This is a genomic window from Natronosalvus caseinilyticus, from assembly GCF_017357105.1.
GTDB classification, from domain to species: domain Archaea; phylum Halobacteriota; class Halobacteria; order Halobacteriales; family Natrialbaceae; genus Natronosalvus; species Natronosalvus caseinilyticus.
The window spans coordinates 1,874,780-1,897,049 of sequence record NZ_CP071596.1; the positions used below are offsets into that span (position 1 = coordinate 1,874,780).

At 65.3% G+C, this 22,270-nt stretch carries 24 protein-coding genes and 2 tRNA genes; 6 read left to right on the plus strand and 20 right to left on the minus strand.

Annotated elements, in window-relative coordinates; translation table 11 throughout:
- The first annotated feature begins 196 nt into the window (after nucleotides 1–196).
- Complete coding sequence (locus J1N60_RS09070) at nucleotides 197–808, plus strand: trimeric intracellular cation channel family protein (RefSeq protein ID WP_312912568.1); 612 nt, start codon at nucleotides 197–199, stop codon at nucleotides 806–808.
- Nucleotides 809–943: 135 nt separating this feature from the next.
- Here J1N60_RS09070 and rpsB read toward each other — a convergent pair whose 3' ends face one another.
- The 13 genes from rpsB to J1N60_RS09135 all read right to left on the minus strand — a co-directional run bounded on the left by rpsB (nucleotide 944) and on the right by J1N60_RS09135 (nucleotide 7,348).
- Complete coding sequence (gene rpsB / locus J1N60_RS09075; protein WP_312912406.1) at nucleotides 944–1,741, minus strand: 30S ribosomal protein S2; 798 nt, start codon at nucleotides 1,739–1,741, stop codon at nucleotides 944–946.
- Complete coding sequence (gene eno, locus J1N60_RS09080) at nucleotides 1,738–2,943, minus strand: phosphopyruvate hydratase (protein WP_312912407.1); 1,206 nt, start codon at nucleotides 2,941–2,943, stop codon at nucleotides 1,738–1,740. Before eno ends, rpsB begins: the two co-directional genes overlap by 4 nt.
- Nucleotides 2,940–3,119 carry a DNA-directed RNA polymerase subunit K gene (locus J1N60_RS09085; protein WP_254160137.1) on the minus strand — a complete coding sequence of 60 codons (180 nt, stop codon included), beginning with the start codon at nucleotides 3,117–3,119 and terminating at the stop codon, nucleotides 2,940–2,942. The genes eno and J1N60_RS09085 overlap by 4 nt, the downstream gene beginning before the upstream one ends.
- A complete protein-coding gene (locus J1N60_RS09090) occupies nucleotides 3,116–3,310 on the minus strand; it encodes a DNA-directed RNA polymerase subunit N (protein WP_253433916.1) in 195 nt (64 codons plus the stop codon). The genes J1N60_RS09085 and J1N60_RS09090 overlap by 4 nt, the downstream gene beginning before the upstream one ends.
- A 12-nt stretch (nucleotides 3,311–3,322) precedes the next feature.
- Complete coding sequence (locus J1N60_RS09095) at nucleotides 3,323–3,721, minus strand: 30S ribosomal protein S9 (RefSeq protein ID WP_253433919.1); 399 nt, start codon at nucleotides 3,719–3,721, stop codon at nucleotides 3,323–3,325.
- The gene (locus tag J1N60_RS09100; RefSeq protein ID WP_312912408.1) at nucleotides 3,715–4,164 is read right to left on the minus strand and encodes a 50S ribosomal protein L13; all 450 of its coding nucleotides are present in this window, start codon (nucleotides 4,162–4,164) and stop codon (nucleotides 3,715–3,717) included. Before J1N60_RS09100 ends, J1N60_RS09095 begins: the two co-directional genes overlap by 7 nt.
- Entirely contained in the window at nucleotides 4,164–4,517 is a 354-nt protein-coding gene (locus J1N60_RS09105) for a 50S ribosomal protein L18e (RefSeq protein WP_253433925.1), read from the minus strand. The genes J1N60_RS09100 and J1N60_RS09105 overlap by 1 nt, the downstream gene beginning before the upstream one ends.
- A 174-nt stretch (nucleotides 4,518–4,691) precedes the next feature.
- Nucleotides 4,692–4,776: transfer RNA gene (locus tag J1N60_RS09110), tRNA-Leu, on the minus strand.
- Between the two features lie 184 nt (nucleotides 4,777–4,960).
- On the minus strand, nucleotides 4,961–5,710 hold the full coding sequence (locus J1N60_RS09115; RefSeq protein ID WP_312912409.1) for a DNA-directed RNA polymerase subunit D: 750 nt from the start codon (nucleotides 5,708–5,710) through the stop codon (nucleotides 4,961–4,963).
- 3 nt (nucleotides 5,711–5,713) lie between these two features.
- The gene (locus J1N60_RS09120) at nucleotides 5,714–6,100 is read right to left on the minus strand and encodes a 30S ribosomal protein S11 (protein ID WP_253433931.1); all 387 of its coding nucleotides are present in this window, start codon (nucleotides 6,098–6,100) and stop codon (nucleotides 5,714–5,716) included.
- 1 nt (nucleotide 6,101) lies between these two features.
- Nucleotides 6,102–6,623 (minus strand): 30S ribosomal protein S4, encoded by a 522-nt coding sequence (locus J1N60_RS09125; protein WP_312912410.1) that lies wholly within the window; start codon nucleotides 6,621–6,623, stop codon nucleotides 6,102–6,104.
- Nucleotides 6,623–7,144: a 30S ribosomal protein S13 gene (locus tag J1N60_RS09130; protein WP_312912411.1), complete on the minus strand. Its 522-nt coding sequence runs from the start codon at nucleotides 7,142–7,144 to the stop codon at nucleotides 6,623–6,625. The genes J1N60_RS09125 and J1N60_RS09130 overlap by 1 nt, the downstream gene beginning before the upstream one ends.
- 121 nt (nucleotides 7,145–7,265) lie before the next feature.
- Nucleotides 7,266–7,348: transfer RNA gene (locus J1N60_RS09135), tRNA-Ser, on the minus strand.
- 183 nt (nucleotides 7,349–7,531) lie between these two features.
- Here J1N60_RS09135 and J1N60_RS09140 point away from each other — a divergent pair.
- From J1N60_RS09140 to J1N60_RS09150, 3 genes are read left to right on the plus strand one after another with little or no spacing between them, the layout of a single operon-like run.
- On the plus strand, nucleotides 7,532–8,491 hold the full coding sequence (locus J1N60_RS09140; protein ID WP_312912412.1) for a DUF4129 domain-containing protein: 960 nt from the start codon (nucleotides 7,532–7,534) through the stop codon (nucleotides 8,489–8,491).
- Nucleotides 8,488–10,461, plus strand: coding sequence for a DUF58 domain-containing protein (locus J1N60_RS09145; protein ID WP_312912413.1), 1,974 nt, complete (start codon nucleotides 8,488–8,490; stop codon nucleotides 10,459–10,461). The genes J1N60_RS09140 and J1N60_RS09145 overlap by 4 nt, the downstream gene beginning before the upstream one ends.
- Nucleotides 10,458–10,952 (plus strand): DUF7519 family protein, encoded by a 495-nt coding sequence (locus J1N60_RS09150; RefSeq protein ID WP_312912414.1) that lies wholly within the window; start codon nucleotides 10,458–10,460, stop codon nucleotides 10,950–10,952. The genes J1N60_RS09145 and J1N60_RS09150 overlap by 4 nt, the downstream gene beginning before the upstream one ends.
- Nucleotides 10,953–11,008: 56 nt before the next feature.
- Here J1N60_RS09150 and moaA read toward each other — a convergent pair whose 3' ends face one another.
- Nucleotides 11,009–11,992 (minus strand): GTP 3',8-cyclase MoaA, encoded by a 984-nt coding sequence (gene moaA, locus J1N60_RS09155; protein ID WP_312912415.1) that lies wholly within the window; start codon nucleotides 11,990–11,992, stop codon nucleotides 11,009–11,011.
- A gap of 215 nt (nucleotides 11,993–12,207) precedes the next feature.
- On the opposite strand from moaA, the gene J1N60_RS09160 reads away from it, so the two are divergent.
- Nucleotides 12,208–12,855: a DUF7504 family protein gene (locus J1N60_RS09160; protein ID WP_312912416.1), complete on the plus strand. Its 648-nt coding sequence runs from the start codon at nucleotides 12,208–12,210 to the stop codon at nucleotides 12,853–12,855.
- Between the two features lie 181 nt (nucleotides 12,856–13,036).
- Here J1N60_RS09160 and J1N60_RS09165 read toward each other — a convergent pair whose 3' ends face one another.
- The 3 genes from J1N60_RS09165 to J1N60_RS09175 all read right to left on the minus strand — a co-directional run bounded on the left by J1N60_RS09165 (nucleotide 13,037) and on the right by J1N60_RS09175 (nucleotide 15,830).
- Entirely contained in the window at nucleotides 13,037–13,489 is a 453-nt protein-coding gene (locus tag J1N60_RS09165) for a response regulator (RefSeq protein ID WP_312912417.1), read from the minus strand.
- Nucleotides 13,490–13,605: 116 nt separating this feature from the next.
- Nucleotides 13,606–14,445, minus strand: coding sequence for a VOC family protein (locus tag J1N60_RS09170; protein ID WP_312912418.1), 840 nt, complete (start codon nucleotides 14,443–14,445; stop codon nucleotides 13,606–13,608).
- Between the two features lie 248 nt (nucleotides 14,446–14,693).
- Nucleotides 14,694–15,830, minus strand: coding sequence for a cobalamin-independent methionine synthase II family protein (locus J1N60_RS09175; RefSeq protein WP_312912419.1), 1,137 nt, complete (start codon nucleotides 15,828–15,830; stop codon nucleotides 14,694–14,696).
- A gap of 395 nt (nucleotides 15,831–16,225) precedes the next feature.
- On the opposite strand from J1N60_RS09175, the gene J1N60_RS09180 reads away from it, so the two are divergent.
- A complete protein-coding gene (locus J1N60_RS09180; protein WP_312912420.1) occupies nucleotides 16,226–18,379 on the plus strand; it encodes a PQQ-dependent sugar dehydrogenase in 2,154 nt (717 codons plus the stop codon).
- Between the two features lie 9 nt (nucleotides 18,380–18,388).
- On the opposite strand, the gene J1N60_RS09185 is transcribed toward J1N60_RS09180, so the two are convergent.
- The 3 genes from J1N60_RS09185 to J1N60_RS09195 form a co-directional block, all read right to left on the minus strand.
- On the minus strand, nucleotides 18,389–19,558 hold the full coding sequence (locus tag J1N60_RS09185) for a zinc-dependent alcohol dehydrogenase (protein WP_312912569.1): 1,170 nt from the start codon (nucleotides 19,556–19,558) through the stop codon (nucleotides 18,389–18,391).
- A 2-nt stretch (nucleotides 19,559–19,560) separates the two neighbouring features.
- Nucleotides 19,561–20,334, minus strand: a complete 774-nt coding sequence (locus tag J1N60_RS09190; protein ID WP_312912421.1) for an SRPBCC family protein — start codon at nucleotides 20,332–20,334, stop codon at nucleotides 19,561–19,563.
- Between the two features lie 97 nt (nucleotides 20,335–20,431).
- Nucleotides 20,432–22,117: an NADH-quinone oxidoreductase subunit D gene (locus tag J1N60_RS09195; RefSeq protein ID WP_312912422.1), complete on the minus strand. Its 1,686-nt coding sequence runs from the start codon at nucleotides 22,115–22,117 to the stop codon at nucleotides 20,432–20,434.
- Nucleotides 22,118–22,270 lie beyond the last annotated feature (153 nt).

Below are 22,270 nucleotides of genomic sequence, written 5' to 3' on the forward strand. Positions count from 1 at the left end.
CCAGGACGAATATCCCGGTAGCCGGACTGCGCCGAGAACTATAGAATTTGTAGTATTGGATTCTGGCTCGAGGTACGAATTGTCCCGGAGAGCGCCTCGAGTCGCGAGCGGTCGTCCGACACAGTCAATACCGTCTCGCCCGTGGCCACTCGTAGTGAGTCGATTCCAGACGCTCGTCGTGGACCCCTTCCTCGTGATGAACGCGATCGGACTGGTCGCGTTCGCCCTGGTCGGATCCGTCAAAGCGATTCGGGCGGAGTTCGACCTCTTCGGCGTCACCGTCGTCGGCCTCGTGACCGCGTTCGCCGGCGGCGCGACGCGCGACGTGCTCGTCGGCCGTGTCCCGCTCGCCCTGCAGAACGTGGGGGAGATTGCCCTCGGACTCCTCGGCGTCTGCCTGGCGGTCCTCCTCTACGCCTGGCTCGAGGCGCCCGACGACCGACCGATCACGCTGTACGCCGACGCGGTCGGCCTCGCGGCGTTCGCCACGGCGGGAGCGATCGTCGCCATCGAAATCGGTTTGCCGGCGTTCGGCGTCGTCGCCATCGCCACGATCAACGCCGTGGGTGGCGGTGCGTTCGCCGATCTGTTGCTGGATCGGTCCCCGTTCATCCTCTTCGAGGACTTCTACGCCAGTTGCGCCGTCCTCGGCGGGAGCGCCTACTGGCTCTTCACGGTACTCGCCGCCGACGCGACCCTCGCGGCCGCGGCCTGTGCGATCGTCACCGTCGGAACGCGAGTGCTCGCCCTCTCGCGGGGCTGGACCGTGCCGACGGCCCAGCGACTCGAGGTCGTCGCCGGCGAGTAAGTCTCTCCTCGAACTCGAGAGCCAGTTTTCGCTCGCTAGCCGCTCTGATATCGCCGAGAGCGCTGGTGCTGTTGCTCACGCTCACTGGCTCGAACTCGCAGTCGCGCAAAACACGATCTGAATCGAAACGTGACCTTACACCAGGCTCTCGAAGTCCTCGAGCGCGTAGCTGGGCTCCGCCCCACGGCGATCGAGGGTTTCGTTAGCCAGCAGCCAGTAGACGACCGACAGCGCCTTGCGCCCCTTGTTGTTCGTCGGGACGACGAGGTCGACGTTGCTCGTCTGGTTGTTCGAGTCACACATCGCGATGACCGGAATGCCCACCGTGATGGCCTCCTTGACGGCCTGGGCGTCACCGATGGGGTCGGTGACGACCACGACGTCCGGCTCGATGTAGCCGTCGTACTTCGGATTCGTGAGCGTGCCCGGAATGAACCGCCCGGTGCGAGCGCGTGCACCCACGGCCTCGGCGAACTTCTCGGCGGGGAAGCGACCGTACTGGCGACTCGAGGTCACCAGAATTTGTTCGGGCGCGTAGTTCGCGAGGAAGTCCGTGGCCGTGCGGATGCGGCCGTCGGTCTTCGAGACGTCCAGCACGTAGAGCCCGTCGGTCCGGACGCGGTGGATGAACCGCTCCATGTCCTGGGTCTTCTGCTGGGTCCCGATGTGGACCCCGGCGCCGAGGTAGTCCTCGACGGGGATGAGGAGGTCGGCCTCCTCGTCGCTCATGACGTCGTCGTCGAGCGTGGGTCCGGCTGATTCTGCTTCTTCCTGTTCGTCCGCGGCCTCCGCGGCCTCGGCGTTCTGTTCGTCTACTGACTCGACGTCCTCGTCGGCGGATTCGGCGGCGGGGCCGGCCCCTTCGGCTGGCTCCTCGTCGATCTCCGCCTCGGCGGCGTCGAGTCCGTCCTGTTGTGCGTTGTCCTCAGTCATGTCGCATCGTCTGCAATTCGGATGAGTTCGTTGAGTTTGGCGGTTCGCTCGCCGCCGACGGCGCCCGTCTTGATGAACGGGACGTCCGTCGCCACGGCGAGGTGTGCGATCGTGGTATCCTCGGTCTCGCCCGAGCGGTGAGAGACGATCGACTCGTAGCCGTTCGCGCGAGCGAGTTCGATCGCGTCGAAGGCGTCGGTGAGCGTCCCGATCTGGTTGGGCTTGATCAGGATGCTGTTTGCCGCACCCTGTTCGATGCCCGCAGCGAGGCGCTCGGTGTTGGTGACGAACAGGTCGTCGCCACAGACGAGCGTCCGGTCACCCACCTCCTCGGTGAGTTTCGCGAAGCCCTCGTAGTCGTTCTCGTCGAGGGGGTCCTCGACGTAGACCAGGTCGTACTCTTCGACGAGGTCGGCGACGTAGGCGATCTGTTCGTCGGTGTCTCGAGTCGTGTCGCTGTACTCGTAGACACCCGACTCCTCGTCGTACATCTCGGCGGCAGCGACGTCGAGACCGAACCGGATCTCGAAGCCGACCTCGTCCTCGATGGTCGAGACCGCCTCGTCGACGATGTCGAAGGCCTCGGCGTCGTCGATCGACGGCGCCCAGGCGCCCTCGTCACCCTTGCCGGCGGGGACGTCGCGCTCGTGGAGCAGTTCCGAAACTTCGGCGTGGACCGCCGCGTTCGCGAAGACGGCCTCGGCGACGCTCGGGGCGCCGACCGGTGCCGAGAGGAACTCCTGGATGTCCGTCGCGTCGGCGGCGTGTTCGCCACCGCCGACGACGTTTCCGAGCGGAACCGGGAAGTTCTCGCCGCGGAAGGTGCCTCCCAGATGCTGGAACAGCGGTGCGCCGAGCACGTCGGCGCCGGCCTTGGCGGCGGCCATCGAGATGGCGACCGCGCTGTTGGCGCCGATTTCCGAGAAGTCGTCGGTGCCGTCGGCCGCTCGAATGATGCCGTCGACCTCGCGCTGATTGCCGGCGAAGGCCTCACCGACGAGACGCGGGACGACGGTTTCGCGGGCGGCGGCGATGGCCTCGCCGGCCGGCCGCTCGATCGCTTCGTACTCGCCCGTGCTGGCACCCGAGGGGGCCGCGGCGCGGCCGAATCCGCCGCTCTCGGTGAGGACGTCGGCCTCGACCGTCGGGTTCCCTCGCGAGTCCAGCACTTCCCGGAGCCGAACGTCGGTGATGCGCGTCATTTCCCTCCTCGATGGACGGTGAAGGGCAACACGCCCTCGTCGTACTCTTCGGCTGCGATCAGGATCGGTTCGGACTGATCCGTGTCGATCAACACTGGTGCCCCGTAGGACACCTGCAGCGCTCGAGCGCCGAGGATGCGAGCCTTCTCGTATCGGTTGTGGCGTTGTTGCATCATTGGTAGGGTGAGACGACGTCGACGAGGTCGGTGTGACTGACGAGCATGCGTCGGCAACAGAAGCGATCGACGCCGAGGTCGTCGAGGACCTCCTGTGGGTCCTCGTCGCCCTCGTTCGCTCGCTCGTCGAACGCCTCCCAGTGTTCGCCGACGACGTTACCGCACGTGAAACACCGGACCGGTACCATCATATCTTGATCACCTTAGCGGTAGGACTTCTGGTAGCGAGCCCGTGCGCCGGGGCCGCCCCACTTCTTGGGTTCGGACTGTCGAACGTCGTTGACCAGCAGCGAGCGGTCGAACTCCATGTACGCGTCGCGGAGTTCGGCGTCGTTCGTGTGCTGGACGATGCCGCGAGCGATGGCGGTGCGGACGGCGTTGGCCTGGCCGCTGACGCCGCCACCTTCGACGTGAACCTCGACGTCGATGCCGTCGCGGAGGTCGTCGCCCGCGATGCGGAACGGCTCGAGCATCTTCAGTCGGGACATCTCGGGTTCGACCAGCTCGACCGGCTGGGAGTTGATTCGGACGCGACCCTCGCCCTCGCGCACCGTGGCGCGGGCGACGGCCGTCTTCTTCTTTCCACTCGTGTTCGTTACCATGTGACGTTAGCACCTAGCTGTTCGGAGACTTCGTGCAGGTGGACGAAGCGGATGTTCGAGAGTCGGTCCAGCGACGTGCCCTCCAGGACCTCGGCCTCGTAGTCGTCGTCGCCCTCGTAGGGGTTGCCGACGTAGACGCGGACGTTCGAGAGTGCCTCGCGGCCGCGGGGCTTCTTCGCGGGAAGCATGCCGCGAACGGCGCGCTTCAGGATGGCGTCCGGACGACGCGGGTAGTACGGGCCGCTGTCGGAGCCCAGTTGCTGGCGCGTCTGGTAGGTCTCGAACACGTCGTTCTTGTCGCCGGTGATCACGGCATCTTCGGCGTTGACGATGGCGACGCGGTCGCCGTCGAGGGCGCGCTGGGCGACCTCGCTGGCCACGCGGCCGAGGATGCAGTCGCGGGCGTCGACGACGACGTCGGCGTCGTATTCGGCGACGCTCATCAGGCGATCACCCGGACGTTCGACCCGTCGGGGTTCTCCTCGAGCAACTGCTCGAGCGAGACCGACTGGCCGACCTGTTCGATTTTCGTCTCGGCCGACGACGAGAAGTCGACGGCGGCGACGGTGACGTTCTTTTGCAGTGCGCCAGACCCCAGCACCTTGCCGGGGACGACGACGGTCTCTTCCTCGCGTGCGTACCGCTCGATCCGCCCCAGGTTGACTTCCGCGTGGTTGCGGCGGGGCTTCTCGAGACGGTCCGCGATATCTCGCCAGACGGCCGCGTCCCGCTGTCGGGACGTCGACTTCAACTCGGCGATGAGATCGGTGAGTCGCGGATTGGTCTTTGTACTCATTGGTTTCCTCCAGATTCGGTCTGCGTCGCGATTGCAGGTGCAGTCGAAGTCGCAGCCGCAATCGCGGTCGTAGTCGCAATCGTAGTCGTAGTCGTCGAGACGCCAACGAACGCTCGAGACCCGGCCGAAGCCGTCACTCGAGCAGTCGACGTCTGATTTCGATCGGAGAAGTGATGCAGGGAGCAGGATTTGAACCTGCGGACTCCTACGAGACAGCGCCCTGAACGCTGCGCCGTTGGCCTGACTTGGCTATCCCTGCTCGCACTCCTCCGTACCCGTCGCCCCGTAAAACCCCTTTCGATTTGGGAGTCCGATCGGCTGCCAGTTTCGCCGCTCGCGGCCTCGACGGCCGTCGATGGCGACCCAGCGTGTGTGTCAACGGGGGTGGGACGTCGGATCATTGGTGTTCGTGTGTTGTTCGTAATTCGTTGTTCGGTACGTCGCTACAGCTGAACGGCTTCCTCGAGTTCGGCAGCGCGCCGATCGATCGAATCGACCGCGCGGGTGACGAGCTCTTCGACGCTGAACGAGCCGTCGGTCTCGACGTGGAAGACGAACGCGCCGGGCACGTCCTCGACGCGCACTTGCTTGCCGGGGTAGCGCTCGGAGAGGTCGTGGCCGAACTCGCTCGTGGGAACGAGTTCGCCGTCCTCTTCGATCACGCCGCGGACGATCTGTGGTTCCTCGTCTTCGAACTCGGAGAGGTCGTCCTCGACGGTCACGCGCTGTAAGTGGCGATAGCCGACGGCCACGCCGCCCTGGTGTTTGGCGTGGTCCTTGCCGCGGTCGATCACGGCGTCGGCCTCGGCCTCGAGGCGCTGCCCGTCCTTGAGGTCGATGATCGGGACGTTCTCGTCGGCGGGTCGAACGAGGTCGTCGCTCGTGACCAGGTCGCCCGAGTAGGCGGTCGCCGGTCCTTCGACGTCGATCGAGAGGGTGACGGTGTCGTCCTCGACGAACTCGCCTTCCGGGGGCGTCGTCAGCGGGACGAGTCCCAGCCGAAGCGCGAGTTGCTCGTCGAACATCACCGACGAGTTCTCGATGAAGCGAACCTCGTCGATCGCCATCGTGGGCACGTCCGCGACCATCGCCCGGCGGATGCCGTTGGCAAACGCGGGCGTCAGGCCGCGGACGAGAAAGCGGGCGCTCCGGTCGTCGCGTTCGACGAACTCGACGTCGTACGCTTCAGTCATGATCTAGTAGCCGCCCTTGCCTTTGGGTGCGCGCGATCCGTCGTGGGGGATCGGCGTGACGTCTTCGATGCGGCCAATCTCGAGACCCGCACGGGCGAGCGCGCGAATCGTCGCCTGCGCGCCAGGTCCGGGGGACTTCTGTAGGTTGCCACCGGGACCGCGAACGCGGACGTGAAGGCCGGTGATGCCGGCCGCCTTGATCTCGTCGGCGATGGACTCGGCCATCTGCATGGCCGCATACGGCGATGCCTCGTCGCGGTTCTGCTTGACCGCCGTCCCGCCGGAGGACTTCGCGATCGTCTCCGCACCCGTGAGGTCGGTCACGGTCATGACGGTGTTGTTGAACGATGCGTGTACGTGGGCAATGCCCCATTTGTCGTCGTCTGCCATGTTATTGACCCTCCGCTCGTGCCGGGTGGAGTTCGTCCGCGATCGGACTGTTCTCGTCGAAGTCGACCAGGTCCTCCTCGTCGACGTCGACGACGTACGACGGGACTCGCTGGCGCTGGCCGTCCAGAACGATGTGGCCGTGCGTGATGAACTGGCGCGCCTGCTGTGGCGTCTGGGCCAGTCCCTTGCGGTAGGCGACCGTCTGGAGACGGCGCTCGAGGACGTCCTCGATCTCGAGGCTCAGGACGGCGCCGAGTTCGTCGCCTTCGTTGAGGATCCCGACGCGCTTGAGGCGTCCGAGGAACTCCTCGGTCCGGTTGATGACGGTCGCTTCGTCCTGTGGCTGGGCGAGCAGGTCACGAGCCTCGCGTCGGTACGAGCGAAGTTCGGACTGGGCTCGCCAGAGCTCTTCTTTGTTCTTCAGGCCGTAGCGGTCGAGCAGCGCGTGCTCGTTCGAGATGCGCTCGCCCTGGTAGGGGTGATTCGGCGTCTCGTACTGCTTGGTGTTGGATCCCAGCGGCATTATTCGTCATCCTCCGCTTCCGCTGCGGCTTCCTCGGCCTGTTCTTCGCGGATCTCCTCGACGTTGACGCCGATGGTCCCTTCCGTTCGGCCGGTGGACTTCGTCCGCTGGCCGCGGACCTTCTGGCCGCGCTTGTGACGGACTCCCCGATAGGAGTCGATCATCTTCATGCGGTTGATGTCGTGTTGACGGGTCAACTGGAGATCGTTGCCGATCTCGTGGGTCGTTTCGCCGGTGTAGAAGTCCTTCTGGCGGTTGGTGAGCCACTCTGGGACCTCGTCGGCGTAGTTCTCTACGAGTGTGACGACTTCGTCGATCGTCTCTTGCTCGAGGGCACCGAACGTCGCCGTACGGTCGACGCCGGCTTCCTCCGCGATGATCCGGGCGGCACGTCGGCCGATTCCGTTCATCTCGGCGAGCGAGCGTTCGACGGACTTCGTCCCGTCGAGGTCGGTCTTCCCGATCCGGACGAAGTACTGAAGCTCGTCTTCCTCCTGTTCTTGCGGTTCTTCCTCACTCATGTGTTGTAGGTCGTCTGTGGTTCGTTGATCGGCTCTCGCCGGCGACGGGTCACGGGGTTCCATGCTGCGGGTTGCGGTTGTGGGTCCCGTGACTCGTGGCCGGGTGCGAGTGGGTGATCGACGTCGTGGCGGGGATTTGAACCCCGGAGGCTTGACGCCACATGGTTAGCAACCATGCGCCTTGGGCCGCTTGGCTACCACGACACCGTGGTCATTGTCGCCCTCGCGGACTCGGGGCCGACCCCCTACATTCGTATTGCACCCGTCACTTCCCGTGGCCAGTACTTAAGGGCAACGAAAGGCCGTGATTCGTCGCTCTCGAGTCGCGTGCTACCACATCGAAATGCTACGACTTATTAGGAACTAGGAACAACGAACTGACAATCGGTGCCTTCCACAGAAACGCTCCTCCGTCTCGCGGTTGCCCTCCTCGTGATCGTCGCGATCGGCCTCGTCGCCGCGACCATCACCACGCCCACCGATCCCGGGAGCGACGGCGTCGGCTCCGGCGAAGGCGTCGGCGAAGGGCCGGGCGAAGGAGAAGGTGAGCCGTACGCCGATTCAGGTGCGGACGTATGGGGCTCGACACCGGTATTTCTCCAGTACCTCGTGTACGCGTTACTAATTATCACGGCACTCGTGGTAGTCTGGTACCTGATCAACTACCGGCGTGAACTCGTCAAGATAGGAGCCGCCGCCGTTCTGGCGGCGCTCGTCATCCTCGCGCTCGTCTATCTCATCCTCGAAGTCGGCGCGCCGCCGGAGTTCCCGAACGAGAGCGGCCGGGTCGAACCGCCAAACAACAGCTCCGGCGGTGGCGGGAGTCCCGGTAGCGACGCCCAGAGCACGGACACCTCGTTCGATCTCGGCCCGCTCTTCGGTGCGCTCGCCGTCATCGCGACGATTTTCGTCGGCGGCCTCGTCGCGAGCAAGCGGTCCACGTCCACGGATGACGCCACGGCACTCGAGGACGCGGCGGACGCGCAAAACACCGAACAGGCGGCGGTCGCTGCTGCCGCCGGTCGCGCTGCGGATCGAATCGCCGACGATTCCTCGACGGGCGTCGACAACGAGATCTACCGCGCCTGGCTCGAGATGACCGACCTCCTCGAGGTCGACCGTCCCGAGTCGACGACGCCCCGCGAGTTCGCGGCCGTCGCGGTCGATGCGGGCCTCGAGCGCGACCACGTCGAGGAACTCACAGGCCTGTTCGAGGCCGTTCGCTACGGTCACGAGGACACGACCGACGAACGCGAAGAACGGGCGGTCTCGATCCTGCGAGCGATCGAGTCGACCTACGGCGAAACGGACGCTGCCAGCCGAAACGATCGAGGTGACGACAGATGACCCGCCGTTTGCCGCTCGCCGTTGGCGTATTCGTGTTTCTCGCCGGCGTACTCGTTCTCGTCGGCGCGACCGATTTCAACGTCAGCCAGAGCCTGATTGGTCTGATAGGCGTGCTGGCAATCCTGGTCGCGGTGAGTGGATTCAGCCGTCGCCGCACCGAGCGCGACCTGACGACGACGACCGACCCCGAACACCGGACGACCGTCCCTGTGCCCGGGCGGACGCTCTCGAGCGCCATCGCCCAGTTTCGAACCGACTCCTACGGATTCGTCTCCGGCTCGAGACGCATCGTCGACGGGCTCCGGGAGGCGGCGATGGCGGTCCTCACGCGGTTCGATGGGGTCTCGACGGAAGACGCGCGGGACCGCATCGAATCGGGCACCTGGACGGCCGACGAACGCGTCGCCGCGTTTCTCTCGCCGGACCTCGAGCCCCCGAAGACGTCCCTCCGAAATCGGCTCGTGGCCGGACTCGACCGCGAGACGACCTTCCGGCAGAACGTCCGGCGAACGGCGGCCTCGATCGCGGTGATCGGGTACGGCGGCCTCGGCGATCAGGTACTGCCCGACTCGATCCCGCAGTACGACCCGGAAGAACTGGAGGACGTCACCCCACGGACGACCCAGGACTCGTTCACCGGCCGGGTCGAACGGTCGGTTCGCGAAACCGGGTACTGGACGGGCGTCGGCGGCCTCGCGCTCTTCGCCGTCGGCGTCGGTGCCGTCGCCCAGTCGCCGGGCGCCGTTCTCGCCGGCGTCGTCGGGGTCGGCTACGCCGGCTTCGCCCACCTTCGGGACGCCCCGGCCCCCGACCTCACCCTCAAGCGCACGCTCAGCGACGACCGCCCGGATCCAGGCGAGGAGGTGACGGTGACGGTGACGATCACCAACGACTCGGGCGGATTCGTCCCGGACCTTCGCTTCGTTGACGGGATTCCCGCGGGGCTCGCACTCGAGTCGGGTTCGGCCCGACTCGGGACGTCGCTTCGCCCCCACGACTCGGTAACCCTCGAGTACACCGTCACGGCTCGTCGTGGTAGACACACGTTCGACCCGGCGCTCGCGCTCACGCGCGACCTCTCCCGTTCGAGCGAACGCGAATCGTATCTCACGGCCGAGTCCGAGACGGAGACGGCTATCGTCGCCGAGCCGACGCTCCAGCCGCTCACGACCGCGGTCCCGCTCAGGCCCGCCGCCGCGGCGTTTTCGGGTCAGTTGACGACCGCCGACTCGGGGGAGGGGATGCAGTTTCACTCGGTTCGCGAGTACCGGCGCAACGACCCGCTCAACCGGATCGACTGGAATCGACACGCCCGGTCGGGCGAACTCGCGACCCTCGAGTTCCACGAGGAACGGGCCGCTCGTGTCCTCGTGTTGATCGACGCGCGGAAGGCCTCCTACCTCGCACACCAGCCCGACGCGGCCCACGCCATCGATCGGTCCGTCGAAGCGGCCGGTCGGATCGCCGCGTCGTTGCTCGACGCCGGGGATACAGTCGGGCTGGCCGCGCTCGGCCCCGTCAACCGGGAAGCCAATCGGCGGCTCAACTTGCGCGAGACGTGCTGGATCGCCCCCTCGTCGGGACAGCACCACCGAATTCGGCTCAGCGAGGCGCTCGCGTCCCACGTGCAGTTCTCGACGGACCCGCCCCGCGAGGAGACCCAGTGGCGACCACAGCTGCGGATGATCCGTCGCCGACTCGCCGCCGAGACCCAGATCGTCTTTCTCAGTCCGCTGTGCGACGCTGCCGCGGCCCGGATCGTTCGCCGCCTGGACGCCAGGGGCCACGCGCTCACCGTCATCAGTCCGAACCCGACGGCCGAACGGACGACCAGTCAGCAACTGGCCCGCGTCGCCCGCCGAATCAGGCGATTCGACCTCCAGCGCGCCGGTATCCCCGTGATCGACTGGGAACCTTCGGAGACGATCGACGAGGCGGTCGCTCGAGCGAACGCGGGTGGTCGTCGATGAAGGAGTTGACCAGACGACCGACGCGGATCGCGAGCCTCGGGGCGGCTCTCGCTGCAGTGATTGTCGTCGGAGCGACCGCCGTCGGGTCGCCAGCCGGCGCGGTCCTCGCTGTCGTCGGAACCGCCTCGCTCGCCGCAGGTCTGGTGTGGGGAATCACCGACGCGACCGACGCCGGCGCCGGGTTGCTGTTCGTCGCCGTCGTTCTCAGCGGGTTGCAGGGAATGCCCCCCGAAGTGACGGTCGTCGGTGCCATCGCCGCCCTCGTCGCCCTGGACCTCGGCCGAAGCGCCGTCGAACTCGGTGAGCAACTCGGGCGAGAGACCGATACTCGCCGCCTCGAGGCCGTCCACGTCGTCTCGAGTGTCTCGGTCGGATTGGCCGCGGCGACTCTCGGGTACGGCGTGTACGTCTTCGGCGGCGGCGGACAACCCGCCGGCGGCGTCGTGTTGCTGTTGCTCGCGGTCGTCTTCCTCGTGGCTGCGCTCAAGTAGCGTTCGTCCTCGTGGCTGCGCCAGGGCACCTATTCCGTTCTTCCGTGAGTCGCGAATCAGGCGCCGACGTCGATGTACTCGTCGTTGAGTTCCCACTCCCCACTCTCGTTCCGGACCATGTACTCGCCGTAGTAGGGCACGCGATTGGCGACGACCTCGCGGAACGCCTCGCGAATCTCGGCCCTGGTCATCTCGCCCATCGGGCGCAGGTCGTCGTTGCGGTTGAGACAGCCCTTGAGGTAGCCCTCGTGGGTGACGCGGACGCGGTGACAGTTCGCACAGAACGTCGAATTCTCGACGGGGTCGACGATCTCGACCATCCCGCGGCCGTCCCCGTCCTCCTGGCCGATCCAGTAGCGCTTCCGGTCGTGCATCTCGCGGTGTTCGATCTCCTCGGCCTGGTCGGCCAGCCAGTCGTGGACGCGCTCGATCTCGACGTGCCACTCGGGCTTGCCGGTCAACTCGGGCATGTACTCGATCAACTGCAACTGGAGGCCGTCGTTTTCGGCCACGTGCTCGACCATCTGTGGGACGTACCCCGCGGTGTGCTCGAACACGACCATGTTGAGTTTGACCGGGTCGAGTCCGGCCTCGAGTGCCGCTTCGACGCCCTCGATCACCCGGTCGTAGGCCCCGCTCTTCGTCACCGCGGCGAACGCCTCCGGATCGAGGGCGTCCTGGGAGACGTTCACCCGCTCGAGTCCGGCGTCGACGAGCGCTTCGGCGCGGTCGGGCAGGAAAGTCCCGTTGGTCGTCAGCGAGACGGCCATCGAGTCGGGCGTTCGCTCGATGATTTCCTCGAGGTCGTCACGCAACATCGGTTCGCCACCGGTGAACTTGACGGCCTCGACGTCGAACTCGGCGGCGACCTCGAGAAAGCGGACGACGTCGTCGGTTCCCATCTCGTTTTCTCGCGGGTCCATTGGCCCCCGCGTGTCCCCCAGTCCCTCGTTGTGACAGTAGACACAGTCGAAGTTACACCGATCGGTGAGCGAGATACGTACCCCGGAAACCTCGCGCCCGAAGTCGTCGGTGAGCATGCGACTGACTTACGCACGAAACCGCTTAAACTCGAGGGTGCATTCGGACGAGAGGTAACCGGTTGTGGTTACGTTGCACGTGCGTGCGTCTTCAGGGCATCAGGCAACCATCATCGACGAACCCGCCAATTCCTCGGAGGTCGGTGTGTTAATATTACCCCGTCCTGGGCTGTCACGGCCGGGCGCTTTATTACGAGGACCGACGAGGGGTTCCTATGGGACGTTCTCCTCCGGCAGCGCTCGATCAGTACGACCCGGGCTCGAGCGTGCTGGTCGTCAGCCCCTCTATGGACGCCTCCGACATCGTCACCACCGTCGAGGGCATCCGTACTCCCGATCCGACCGGCGAGACCGACGACGAGCGGCCGACGGTCGTCGTCTCGCGCGCCCACACGGCCGAGGCGATCCTGGACGCCTGGCGGTCGCGTATCGGCGACTTCCCGAGCAAGTTCGGCATCGTCTCGATCGGTGAGGTCACCCGCTCGATCGCTGCCGGCACCAGTTCCGTGGAACTCCCTCAAGCGCACATACTCACCGTCGGTACCGAGGACGTCACCGGCATCGGCATCGCGATTGGCGACGCGCTCTCGCGGTGGGACGAGAGCGAGGGTGCACTCGAGGACTCGAACTCGAACACAATCTCGAGCCGCCACCAGCACCCCATCCTCTGGTTCGAATCACTCACACCGCTGCTCGAGCGTAAGGGTCTCGAGATGACCTTCCGATTCCTGCACGTGACCCTCGAGGAGATTCGCCGGGCCGACGCCGTCGCGTACGTCCACGTCGACTCGTCGGTCCACGACAGGGAGACGATCGCGACGCTCACGCATCTCTTCGACGACGTCGTCGAACTCGAGCCGTGAGTGTGACTCTCGCTTTACTGTGAACACTGCTCGAGTGTAACCCTGTGTACCACGGCGCAGAACCTGTTACTCCGAAGTGTCTCTTCTGAGGTGAATCAGAAGCGTCTATCGACGATCGGTTAGCGCCGGCAGCGAGTCGGAGGCACCGGGACGCGACGATCCTCGGCGACGGCTCTCCGCCTCAGGACTCGATCGGCGGGTGCTGTACCGACTCGATCCAGAAATCCTCGACTGCTCGCACCATCGTATCGAACTCGTCGGGCGAGTCGGGCTTGGTCAGATAGGCGTTGGCCGCCCGTTCGTACGATTTGACGATGTCCTCTCTGGCTGTCGAACTCGAGAGGACGAGCACCGGTGGAGACGGGTGGTCGAAGTCGTCTTTGAGCATCTCGAGAATCGCGAATCCGTCGAGTCGGGGGAGATTCAGGTCCAGCAAGATCAGATCGGGAAAGGATCGTTCGTCGTCCTGTTGACACTCGTGTAAGAATCGAACGGCTTCTTCGCCGTCCGTCGCAATCTCAAAGCGCACCTCGCTCAGAGCCGATTTGAACGCCTCCTCGGTGAGCCGAATGTCACCTGGGTTGTCCTCGATGAGGAGAATGTCGACGGGCTCCGTTGGTCTGAACGTCTGCACACACGTCCTTTCTTCCAGACCTGCCTAAAGGTGGTCCCTAAGCATGTGGGGTAAGCACCGATACGTGCCGATTTCGTGTGGAAGAACCGCAAGCAAAGACGTATTCTCGTGACGGTTCACGCGATTCCGATGCGAACCGTGATCCCGTCTGGATCGGTAGTCTCGAATCCGTTCTCACGCTCCGTTACGGAGACGTCGGTGGTGACCAGCCGGTCGCGGATCGTCTCGAGGGCCGCCGCGCTCGGAACGAGGAGTTCGAACCACGCCAGCCCGCGACCGTCCGCCAGTCGTGGCTGCGATCGACCGGCCCACGCGTTCACGCCCAGGTGGTGGTGATAGCCGTCTGCCGAGACGAACAGGGCTCTGTCGAGTTCGGTCTGAACCTCGAACCCCAGTGTATCGACGTAGAACTCGCGAGCGGCCTCGAGCGAGGTCGTTTCGAGGTGGACGTGACCGACCGTCGTCCCGTCGGGAACGGTCGTCGCTCCGTCAGATTCGGCGGGGAGGGTCTCGAGATCCAGCGGAATCGTACCGATCCGGACCGTTCCGTCGTCACGGCGCGGCCACGCCGACCGTGGCCGGTCGCGATAGATCTCGACGCCGTTTCCGTCGGGATCGTCGAGGTACAGCGCCTCGCTGACGTAGTGGTCGGAGGCGCCGTTCAGTGTCCACCGGTCGCGAATCCGTTCGAGGGCAGCCCCGAGCGCGGCTCTCGAGGTGACCTCGAAGGCGTTGTGGAACAGCCCCGCCTGGTTCCGATTTCGTGGCGGGGCATCGGCGTCTCGGTGAAGCTCGAGCAACGGTTCCGTCTCGGTGCCGAGCGTGGCCGCCGTCTCGCTGTTCGCTCGGACGACGAGCCCGACGACGTCTCGATAGAACTCGACCGACTCCTCGAGGTTCGCGACGGTCAGCGCGGTGCGACCGATGCGCGCCGAATCCGGGAGGTGGTCAGTCATGCGATTCGGAATCCTCGTCGGCGGCGAGCGATGTTCGTCGGTCGTCGATCCGGCTGGTGGCTGTCACGATGTTCTGTTAGATATTCGGGCGTGAATCCGATATACTTTCGCGAACACCGGTTTCACCTGGTTACGTCGATGTCATCCGGCGGTTGCTCGAGGGAGTGCGTTCGTCTGGTTCTTTCGACGCATCCGTTTCGTTCGGGAGTCGGCAATTGTCCGGAGACGTCTCCAATGGCCCAGGCCGTTCACGCGAGCCGATTCGAGGCGAGTTCCGCACCCTGGACCAGCGACTCGAGCTTCTTCCAGACGAGCGCCGGATAAACGAGGTTCGCGGTCATCACCGTCTCGAAGCCACAGTCGCATCCGGCGACTATACGCGACGGATCGCCGACGCTCTCGGCGAACCGCTCGAGCCGGTCCGCGACGACCTCGGGGTGCTCGACGACGTTCGTCTTCACGTCGATTACGCCGGGAACGAGCGTCCAGTCGTCGGGGAGCGGATGTTCCGCGATGGTTCGATACTCGTGGTTGTGTCGAGGGTTCGCGCCTTCGACGACCAGTCCCGAAACGTCGGCCTCGTAGAATTTGTCGATAACGTCGCCAAGCGCCACGTCGTGGTGGTGGGGACCCGGGTAGTTCCCCCAGCAGGCGTGGAGTCGAACGCGGTCGGACGGGACGTCGCCGAGCGCGACGTTGATCGCCTCCACGTAGGTTTCGACCTGGTCGCGGAACTCCTCGGTCGAGGCGTCCTTGTAGGTGATCGTGAACCCGGCGAGCAGTTCCGGCGCGTCGATCTGCAACTGTGCGCCGCTGTCGACGATAATCTCGTACTCGGTCCGGAGCGACTCCGCGAGGTCGAAGATGTACTCCTCATTCGAGTCGTGGTACGTCGAGTCGGTGAACCTAAGCACGGCCCCTGGCGACGGCGCGGTGTGGAATCGATCGCTGAAGGAGACGCCCGTCTCCTCGACTGCCTCGTCGAAACGAGCCAGGTCACGCTCGAGGGCCTCCTCGCCGACGTACTCGATGGGACCCGTCGCGATCGGTCCGCCGATGTTATCGATGTCTCCCAGCGCGTGTTCGGCGAATTCGGGATACTCCTCCAGGTCGGCCGGCAGGTCGCGCTCGGCGAACCGATCCGAGTACCCGGAGAGGCGGTTCGTCACGTCGACCGAGTACGCGAGCCGACTCTGTTCGCCGTCGTTCGCGACGTCGATTCCTACTTCGGCCTGTTTGCGAACCACGTCGCGGATCGCCTCGCCGACGGCGGTCTCGAACGTCTCCGAACGCGAATCGTCGTCGCGTCGCAACACTTCGCGGAGGGCGTCCGACCGGGGAAGACTTCCGACGTGCGTCGTCTGGATGGAGAGATCACTGGACATCTACGTTCACTCGTGTGACGTCAACGTGCTCGAGCCACGTTTATATTCTCTTCTCCGCTGCTTCGCCCGTCACGCGGGGAGTGCGGGCGGCCACCGACCGTGACCCCAGTCACGGCGATGGCTCTCCAGCGTCGATGGTCTACTCGATGTACTTCGGTAAACGCGCTGTTTCGCTCGTTCTGGAGGCGAGAAGTGGTGCAATACGATCGGCAGAAGGATCGATCGAGAGGTCGGTCGCGACGGAGCGGATTCGACGACGGCATCGAGTAACTCGACGTTACGTCTGCATCCGCCTGTGCGAGGAGCACAGTACAGGAACAACAGCCGATTGAGCGAGAAAAGTACGGGAACGATTGGTGGCGTTTATCCATTCGTCCCTTGCCGTCTCGAGCGTTATGAGCGAACAGCCAGGCGACGAGCGACCGACCCGTCCGTACGATTCCGCGGGAACCGAGAGCTCCCGTTGGTGGCCGACCACGCGGCGACGACTGCTGCAAGCGACCGCCGCCGCGGGCAGCCTCGCCGTAGTCGGCAACTCGGTGCTCGCCCAGGAGAGCGAGACGATCGAACTCGGGGGCGAGACCAGCGGCTGGCAAGGAATCGCCCCAGACGAAATCGAAGGCGAAACCAACCCGACGCTGGAACTCGAGGAGGGGACGACGTACGAACTCACGTGGGAGAACCTCGACGGCCAGGCGCACAACATCGTCATCGTCGATGGCGAGGGTGAGGAACTCGAGCGCACGGAACTCCTCGCTGAAGAGGGGGAGACCCAGACGCTCGAGTTCGAGGCGACGAGCGAGATGGCGGAGTACTACTGCGAACCGCACGCGGGGACGATGCGTGGGGAGGTCTCGGTCGGCGGTGAAACCGACGACGAAACCGGCGACGAGTCGGAAGACGGCGAGGTGCCAGCGTTCTTCGATTCGGGGGCCGAAATCGGGCTCCAGTCGGTTGCAGAGGGGATGACGGCGCCGACGGATTTTGCCGTGATCGGTGGGGGCCAAGAACAGGACCAGGACCAGGACCAGTACCTCGTCGCCGATCAAACGGGCGAACTCTGGCTCGTCGACGGCGACGGACGCCGGGAAGAACCGTTCCTCGACGTGAGCGACCGGCTGGTCGAACTCGGAACGTTCGAAGGATCGTACGCCGATCCGAACCAGGACTACGACGAACGGGGCCTCCTCGGCGTGGAAGTCCACCCGAATTTCGCCGAGAACTGTCGCTTCTTCGTTCACTACAGCGCGCCGCCGAACGACGAGACGCCCGATGGCTGGAGTCACGTCGAAGTCATCTCTGAGTTCCACGCGTCGAGCGACCGGAGCGAAGCCGACCCGGACTCGGAGACCGTCCTCCTGGAGTTCCAGAAACCACAGTACAACCACGACGCAGGCCCGATGGCCTTCGGACCCGACGGCTACCTGTACGTCCCGATGGGCGACGGCGGCGGTGCGAACGACGACATGGAGGGCCACCTCGAGGACTGGTACGACGAGAACGCGGGCGGAAACGGCCAGAACGTCACCGACACCCTCCTCGGCGGCATCCATAGAATCGACGTCGATGCGGAAGGCGACGAGCCCTACGCCGTCCCGGACGACAACCCCCTGGTCGACGTGGACGATGCCATCGACGAGTACTACGCGTGGGGGTTCCGGAACCCGTTCGGCATCTCGTTCGACAGCGACGGGCGACTGTTCGTCTCCGACGCCGGGCAGGACCTCTACGAGGAGGCGAACCTCGTCGAAGCCGGCGGCAACTACGGCTGGAACGTCAAGGAGGGGACCCACTGCTTCAGTACGGATAGCCCGAGCGATCCGCCCGCAGACTGTCCGGACGCCGCTCCCGACGAACCGCCGTACAACGGCCAGGAACTGCAGGATCCGATCGTCGAGTACCCCCACGTGTACGAGGGCGATACGGTCGGAATCACGATCATCGGCGGCCACGTGTACGAGGCCGACCAGGTCGAGGAGTTGCAGGGGAAGTACGTCTTCGGCGACTGGACGGCCGATCCGGCGCGCCAGGCGCCGGCGGGTCGACTCCTCGCGGCGTCAGAGCCTACCGGCGACGATTCGGACGACGACGGGGGTTCGGACGACGACGAAACGGCGGATACCAACTCGAGCGACGATGCTGACGGCGGGGAGGAGGACGTCGAGGCCATACCCCGCGACGAACTCTGGGAGATGGAAGAACTCCAGGTCTCGGGGACAGACGACGGCTCGTTCCCCTACTTCGTTCGGCAGTTCGGCCAGGACGGCGACGGCAACGTCTACGTCCTCGCGAACCGGGAGGGGGTCCCGTCGGGCGACACGGGGGTCGTCATGAGGATCGTGTCACCGGGCGAGGGAGACGACATCTCGGTACCCGAGGACGGGGCTGACGAACAGGAGGCGGACGAGGAGGCGACCGAGGACACCCAGGACGAACCTATCGACGAGGACGAGGACGAAGACGAGGGCGACGGAGATGGCGGTAACGAAACTGACGACGGAACCGATAGCAACGAAACCAACGGCAACGAATCCGACGGCGAAACGTAGTCCGGATGCTCAGGGGGTGAAGACCGGTCGCACGCACCCGTCTTTCTTGTGCTTGAACAGTTCGTACCCGCGAGGTGCGTCCTCGAGGGAGAGTTCGTGTGTCGCCAAATACGACGGGTCCATCTCGCCCTCGGCAGCGTGTTCGAGCAGCCGCGGGACGTAGCGTTGGCCGTGTTGCTGGGCGGTTCGGACGGTGAGCCCCTTGTTCATGACGATTCCCAGGGGGAACTTGTCCATCAGTCCGTAGACCCCGAGGATCGAGAGGGTTCCGCCCTTGCGACAGGCGACGATGGCCTGTCGGAGCGCCTCCCCCCGGTCGGTGTGGAGTTTGAGTCGTTGTTTGAGCCGGTCGTAGGCGTGAGCGACGCCCGTACCGTGAGCCTCCATCCCGACGGCGTCGATACACGCGTCGGGGCCGCGACCACCGGTTCGAGCGTCGAGTTCGTCGACGACGCTGTCGACGTCGGTGTAGTCGACGGTCTCGGCGCCGGCCTCAGTTCGCGCGAGCCGTAGCCGTTCGGGAAACCGATCGATCGCGATCACGCGTTCGGCGCCCATGAGTTTCGCGCTCTGCTGGGCCATCAGCCCGACGCCGCCGCAGCCCCACACGGCGACCGTGTCCCCGTCTTCGATGTCACAGAAGTCGGCGCCCATGTAGCCGGTCGCCCACGCGTCGGAGGCGAACAGCGCCTGCTCGTCGTCCAGTTCGTCGGGTACGTGAAAGCAGTTCTCGTCGGCGTGCGGGACGCGAACGAACTCGGCGTGGGAGCCGGCGTATCCGCCGAAGGCGTGCGTGTATCCGTAGATGCCGGCGGTCACGTCACCCAGGATCGGTTCCTGCAGTTCCGGGTTCGGGTTCGTGTTGTCACAGAGCGACCAGAGATCGTCCGCGCAGTACCCGCAGTTCCCGCAGCCGATGAACGACGGGACGACGACCCGGTCGCCTCGCTCGAAACTCGACACGCTCGACCCGACCTCCGCCACCTCGCCCATGAATTCGTGGCCGATGACGTCGCCTTCGCGCATGGTCGGCAGGTAGCCGTCGATGAAGTGGAGGTCCGAGCCACAGGCCGTCGTCTTCGTCACCCGGAGCACGACGTCCCGCGGGTTGACGATCTCGGGCTCCGGAACGTCGTTCACCCGCAGGTCGTTCACGTCGTGCCAACAGAGTGCTCTCATACTCATACCAGATCACCGTAGCCGCGCGCGGAGGGATTTCGCTCGAGCGTGGGAATCTCGCCCGTCTCGACGAGGGCCTTGAATCGCCGAAGGGCCTTCGTCACGAGCGTGGCGGGAACGATCCCGACGCGGTTCAACGCCGCGTCACCGAGCGCCCCGCCGGCCGGGTCGAAGTTCAGATCGAGCGTGACGACCGTTCCGCGGTCCGTGGGCTCGGACCGGAACCGAACGGTTCCCCAGCTCGGGATCGCCGCGTCGTCGTGTGACTCCCAGCCGATAAACGTACCGGGCTCCGATTCGACGACCTCCGTCTTCCAGGTCCACTGCCGATCGAACGGCCCGACGATTCGCCACGTCCAGACGCCCGGATCGTCCGCGGTGACGTCGACGACCGGCCCGAGAACCCTCGTTACGGTGTCGGGGTCGCGCCACCGCTCGAAAAGTTCTTCCGGCGATCGGTCGATCGTGATCGAACGCTCCACCGCCGGGGCCGCGCCGGAGAACCGCGCATCGGGTCTCCGATCGCCGTCCGGTTCCGACTCGAGCGGTTCCGATTCGAGAGTGGCTCCCCTCCTGTCGCGCGCCGCGAGACCCCGATAACAGAGCAGGGCGCCGACGCCCGCGGCTATCGCTCCGCCGAGCGAACGTTTCCTCAGCCCGATCGCCAGGAGCGCGCCGCCGGCGACGATGCTCGCGAGGCGCGTCCAGAAGGGTCGATCGATTGCGGTCGAACCGGTCTTCGCGGATCGGTGTTCGACGGTTCCAGATTGCGTCATCGAAATCCCTCTACCTGTACTCGCGACGATTGTCCCCATCGATCAACGGGTTGAAAGTGCAGCCACCGCGCCCGCGGCATCGTTTCTCGTGGACCCGTCACCTGTCGACGCTCCCGAGCACGATGTCGAGGCTGCCCAGCGTGGCGATCATGTCCGCGACGTACTCCCCTTCGGCCATCTCCGGTAACGCGGAGAGGTTGTGGAAACACGGGCTCCGGATCTTGAACCGGGCCGGCGAGTTCGAGCCGTCCGACCGGACGTAGACGCCGAGTTCGCCCGTGGCGCTCTCGACCGCCCGGTAGGTCTCCGTGTCCGCCGGCGGTTTGAGCGTCCGAGGGACGTTGCTCTGTACAGTTCGCTCGTCCTTGGGCCAGTCCTCGATCAGGTCCAGACACTGTTCGACGATCTTGGCGCTCTCCTCGACCTCGTCCAAGCGTACGAGCACGCGCGAAAAGTTGTCACAGCCGTCCTCGGTGACGACGTCCCACTCCAGTTCCGGGTAGTAGCCGTACGGGTCGTCCCGCCGGAGGTCGTAGTCGACGCCCGACCCCCTCGCGACGGGTCCGGTGCAGCCGTAGTCCTTCGCCACCTCCGGCTCGAGGATGCCGGTGTCGACGGTCCGGATCTGGTAGACCTCGTTGCTCGTGAGGAGGGCGCCGTACTCGTTCATCTTCCGCGGGAGTCCGTCGAGGAAGGTCCGCGTCTTCTCGATGAAATCCTCGCGGGGTTCGGGCAGATCCCAGGCGACTCCACCCAGGCGGAAGTAGTAGAACATCATCCGCTGGCCGGTGAGGTCCTCTAAGATGTCCTGAACGACCTCGCGGTCGCGGAAGGCGTACTGGAAGATGGCCGTGAAATCGCCGTACACGTCGAGGGCGAACGTGCCGACGGCGAGGAAGTGACCCAGCATCCGACCGAGTTCGGTCGTCATCGTCCGCAACACCTGCGCATACTCGGGGACCTCGAGGTCCGCGAGATCCTCGATGGCGCGGGCGACGGCCCACTCGTTGGGGAGGTTCGACGTGTAGTGCCACCGGTTCGAGTACGGGATGATCTGGTAGCGGTAGGTGCCCTGCTGGCACATCTGCTCCTCGCAGCGGTGGAGGTAGCCGATGTCGGGATCGACGCCGACGACTGACTCCCCGTCGAGGACGGTTTCCAGGTGGAGGACGCCGTGGGTGGCCGGGTGATGGGGCCCGACGTTCAGGAACATCGTGTCAGTGTCCGCGTCGTGGTGGTCGGGCTGGAGCGGGTTGGCATGCGCCGCCAGGTCGACGACCTGGGGCTTGTCCTGGTCGTAGTCCAGCGAGAGCGGGTGGCCTTGCCACGTCTCGGGCAGGAGTATTCGACGAAGGTCGGGGTGGTCGTCGTACCGGATGCCGACCAGGTCGAACGCCTCGCGCTCGTGCCAGTCCGCGGTGCGGAAGACGGGTTCGGCGCTCTGACAGACCGGATCGTCTTTCGGAAGGGGAACCACCAGCGTCACCTCGTGCGTCCGCCGGTCGTACTTCGTCAGGTGGATGTTCGACTCGTAGCGGTCCTCGTACTCCTGGGGCGTGATCAGCGAGAGGTGATCGAACCCCGCCTCCTCGCGTAAGGTCGTGAGCGCCTCCTGGACCTGATCGGGGCGAATCACGAACGCGGGCGCGTTCATGTGGTCGTCTCGGCCGATGGTGTACTCCTCGAGTAACTCGGCGACCCGGTTCTCGTCGACGAAGTCTCTTCTGACGTGGTCGAAATCGGGCGGAATTCGCTCCCGCTGGTGTGTCGATTGGTCGTTCATGGAATCCCTCGCTGGGCACGTCTCGGCGCTCGACGGCGCGCGTACACGTCGCACCCCTGCTACGCAAAAGAAGCTTTTCGGCGACGGAGACGACCGTCACGACGAGCCGAGAGACCGTCGATGGAGACTGTTTCCTACGGTGGCTCGAGGCTC

Coding starts and splice junctions, on each gene's coding strand:
- J1N60_RS09070 (WP_312912568.1), top strand. CDS start 197: ATGAACGCGATCGGACTGGTCGCGTTCGCCCTGGTCGGATCCGTCAAA.
- rpsB (WP_312912406.1), bottom strand. CDS start 1,741: ATGACTGAGGACAACGCACAACAGGACGGACTCGACGCCGCCGAGGCG.
- eno (WP_312912407.1), bottom strand. CDS start 2,943: ATGACGCGCATCACCGACGTTCGGCTCCGGGAAGTGCTGGACTCGCGA.
- J1N60_RS09085 (WP_254160137.1), bottom strand. CDS start 3,119: ATGATGCAACAACGCCACAACCGATACGAGAAGGCTCGCATCCTCGGC.
- J1N60_RS09090 (WP_253433916.1), bottom strand. CDS start 3,310: ATGATGGTACCGGTCCGGTGTTTCACGTGCGGTAACGTCGTCGGCGAA.
- J1N60_RS09095 (WP_253433919.1), bottom strand. CDS start 3,721: ATGGTAACGAACACGAGTGGAAAGAAGAAGACGGCCGTCGCCCGCGCC.
- J1N60_RS09100 (WP_312912408.1), bottom strand. CDS start 4,164: ATGAGCGTCGCCGAATACGACGCCGACGTCGTCGTCGACGCCCGCGAC.
- J1N60_RS09105 (WP_253433925.1), bottom strand. CDS start 4,517: ATGAGTACAAAGACCAATCCGCGACTCACCGATCTCATCGCCGAGTTG.
- J1N60_RS09115 (WP_312912409.1), bottom strand. CDS start 5,710: ATGACTGAAGCGTACGACGTCGAGTTCGTCGAACGCGACGACCGGAGC.
- J1N60_RS09120 (WP_253433931.1), bottom strand. CDS start 6,100: ATGGCAGACGACGACAAATGGGGCATTGCCCACGTACACGCATCGTTC.
- J1N60_RS09125 (WP_312912410.1), bottom strand. CDS start 6,623: ATGCCGCTGGGATCCAACACCAAGCAGTACGAGACGCCGAATCACCCC.
- J1N60_RS09130 (WP_312912411.1), bottom strand. CDS start 7,144: ATGAGTGAGGAAGAACCGCAAGAACAGGAGGAAGACGAGCTTCAGTAC.
- J1N60_RS09145 (WP_312912413.1), top strand. CDS start 8,488: ATGACCCGCCGTTTGCCGCTCGCCGTTGGCGTATTCGTGTTTCTCGCC.
- J1N60_RS09150 (WP_312912414.1), top strand. CDS start 10,458: ATGAAGGAGTTGACCAGACGACCGACGCGGATCGCGAGCCTCGGGGCG.
- moaA (WP_312912415.1), bottom strand. CDS start 11,992: ATGCTCACCGACGACTTCGGGCGCGAGGTTTCCGGGGTACGTATCTCG.
- J1N60_RS09160 (WP_312912416.1), top strand. CDS start 12,208: ATGGGACGTTCTCCTCCGGCAGCGCTCGATCAGTACGACCCGGGCTCG.
- J1N60_RS09170 (WP_312912418.1), bottom strand. CDS start 14,445: ATGACTGACCACCTCCCGGATTCGGCGCGCATCGGTCGCACCGCGCTG.
- J1N60_RS09175 (WP_312912419.1), bottom strand. CDS start 15,830: ATGTCCAGTGATCTCTCCATCCAGACGACGCACGTCGGAAGTCTTCCC.
- J1N60_RS09180 (WP_312912420.1), top strand. CDS start 16,226: ATGAGCGAACAGCCAGGCGACGAGCGACCGACCCGTCCGTACGATTCC.
- J1N60_RS09185 (WP_312912569.1), bottom strand. CDS start 19,558: ATGAGAGCACTCTGTTGGCACGACGTGAACGACCTGCGGGTGAACGAC.
- J1N60_RS09190 (WP_312912421.1), bottom strand. CDS start 20,334: ATGACGCAATCTGGAACCGTCGAACACCGATCCGCGAAGACCGGTTCG.
- J1N60_RS09195 (WP_312912422.1), bottom strand. CDS start 22,117: ATGAACGACCAATCGACACACCAGCGGGAGCGAATTCCGCCCGATTTC.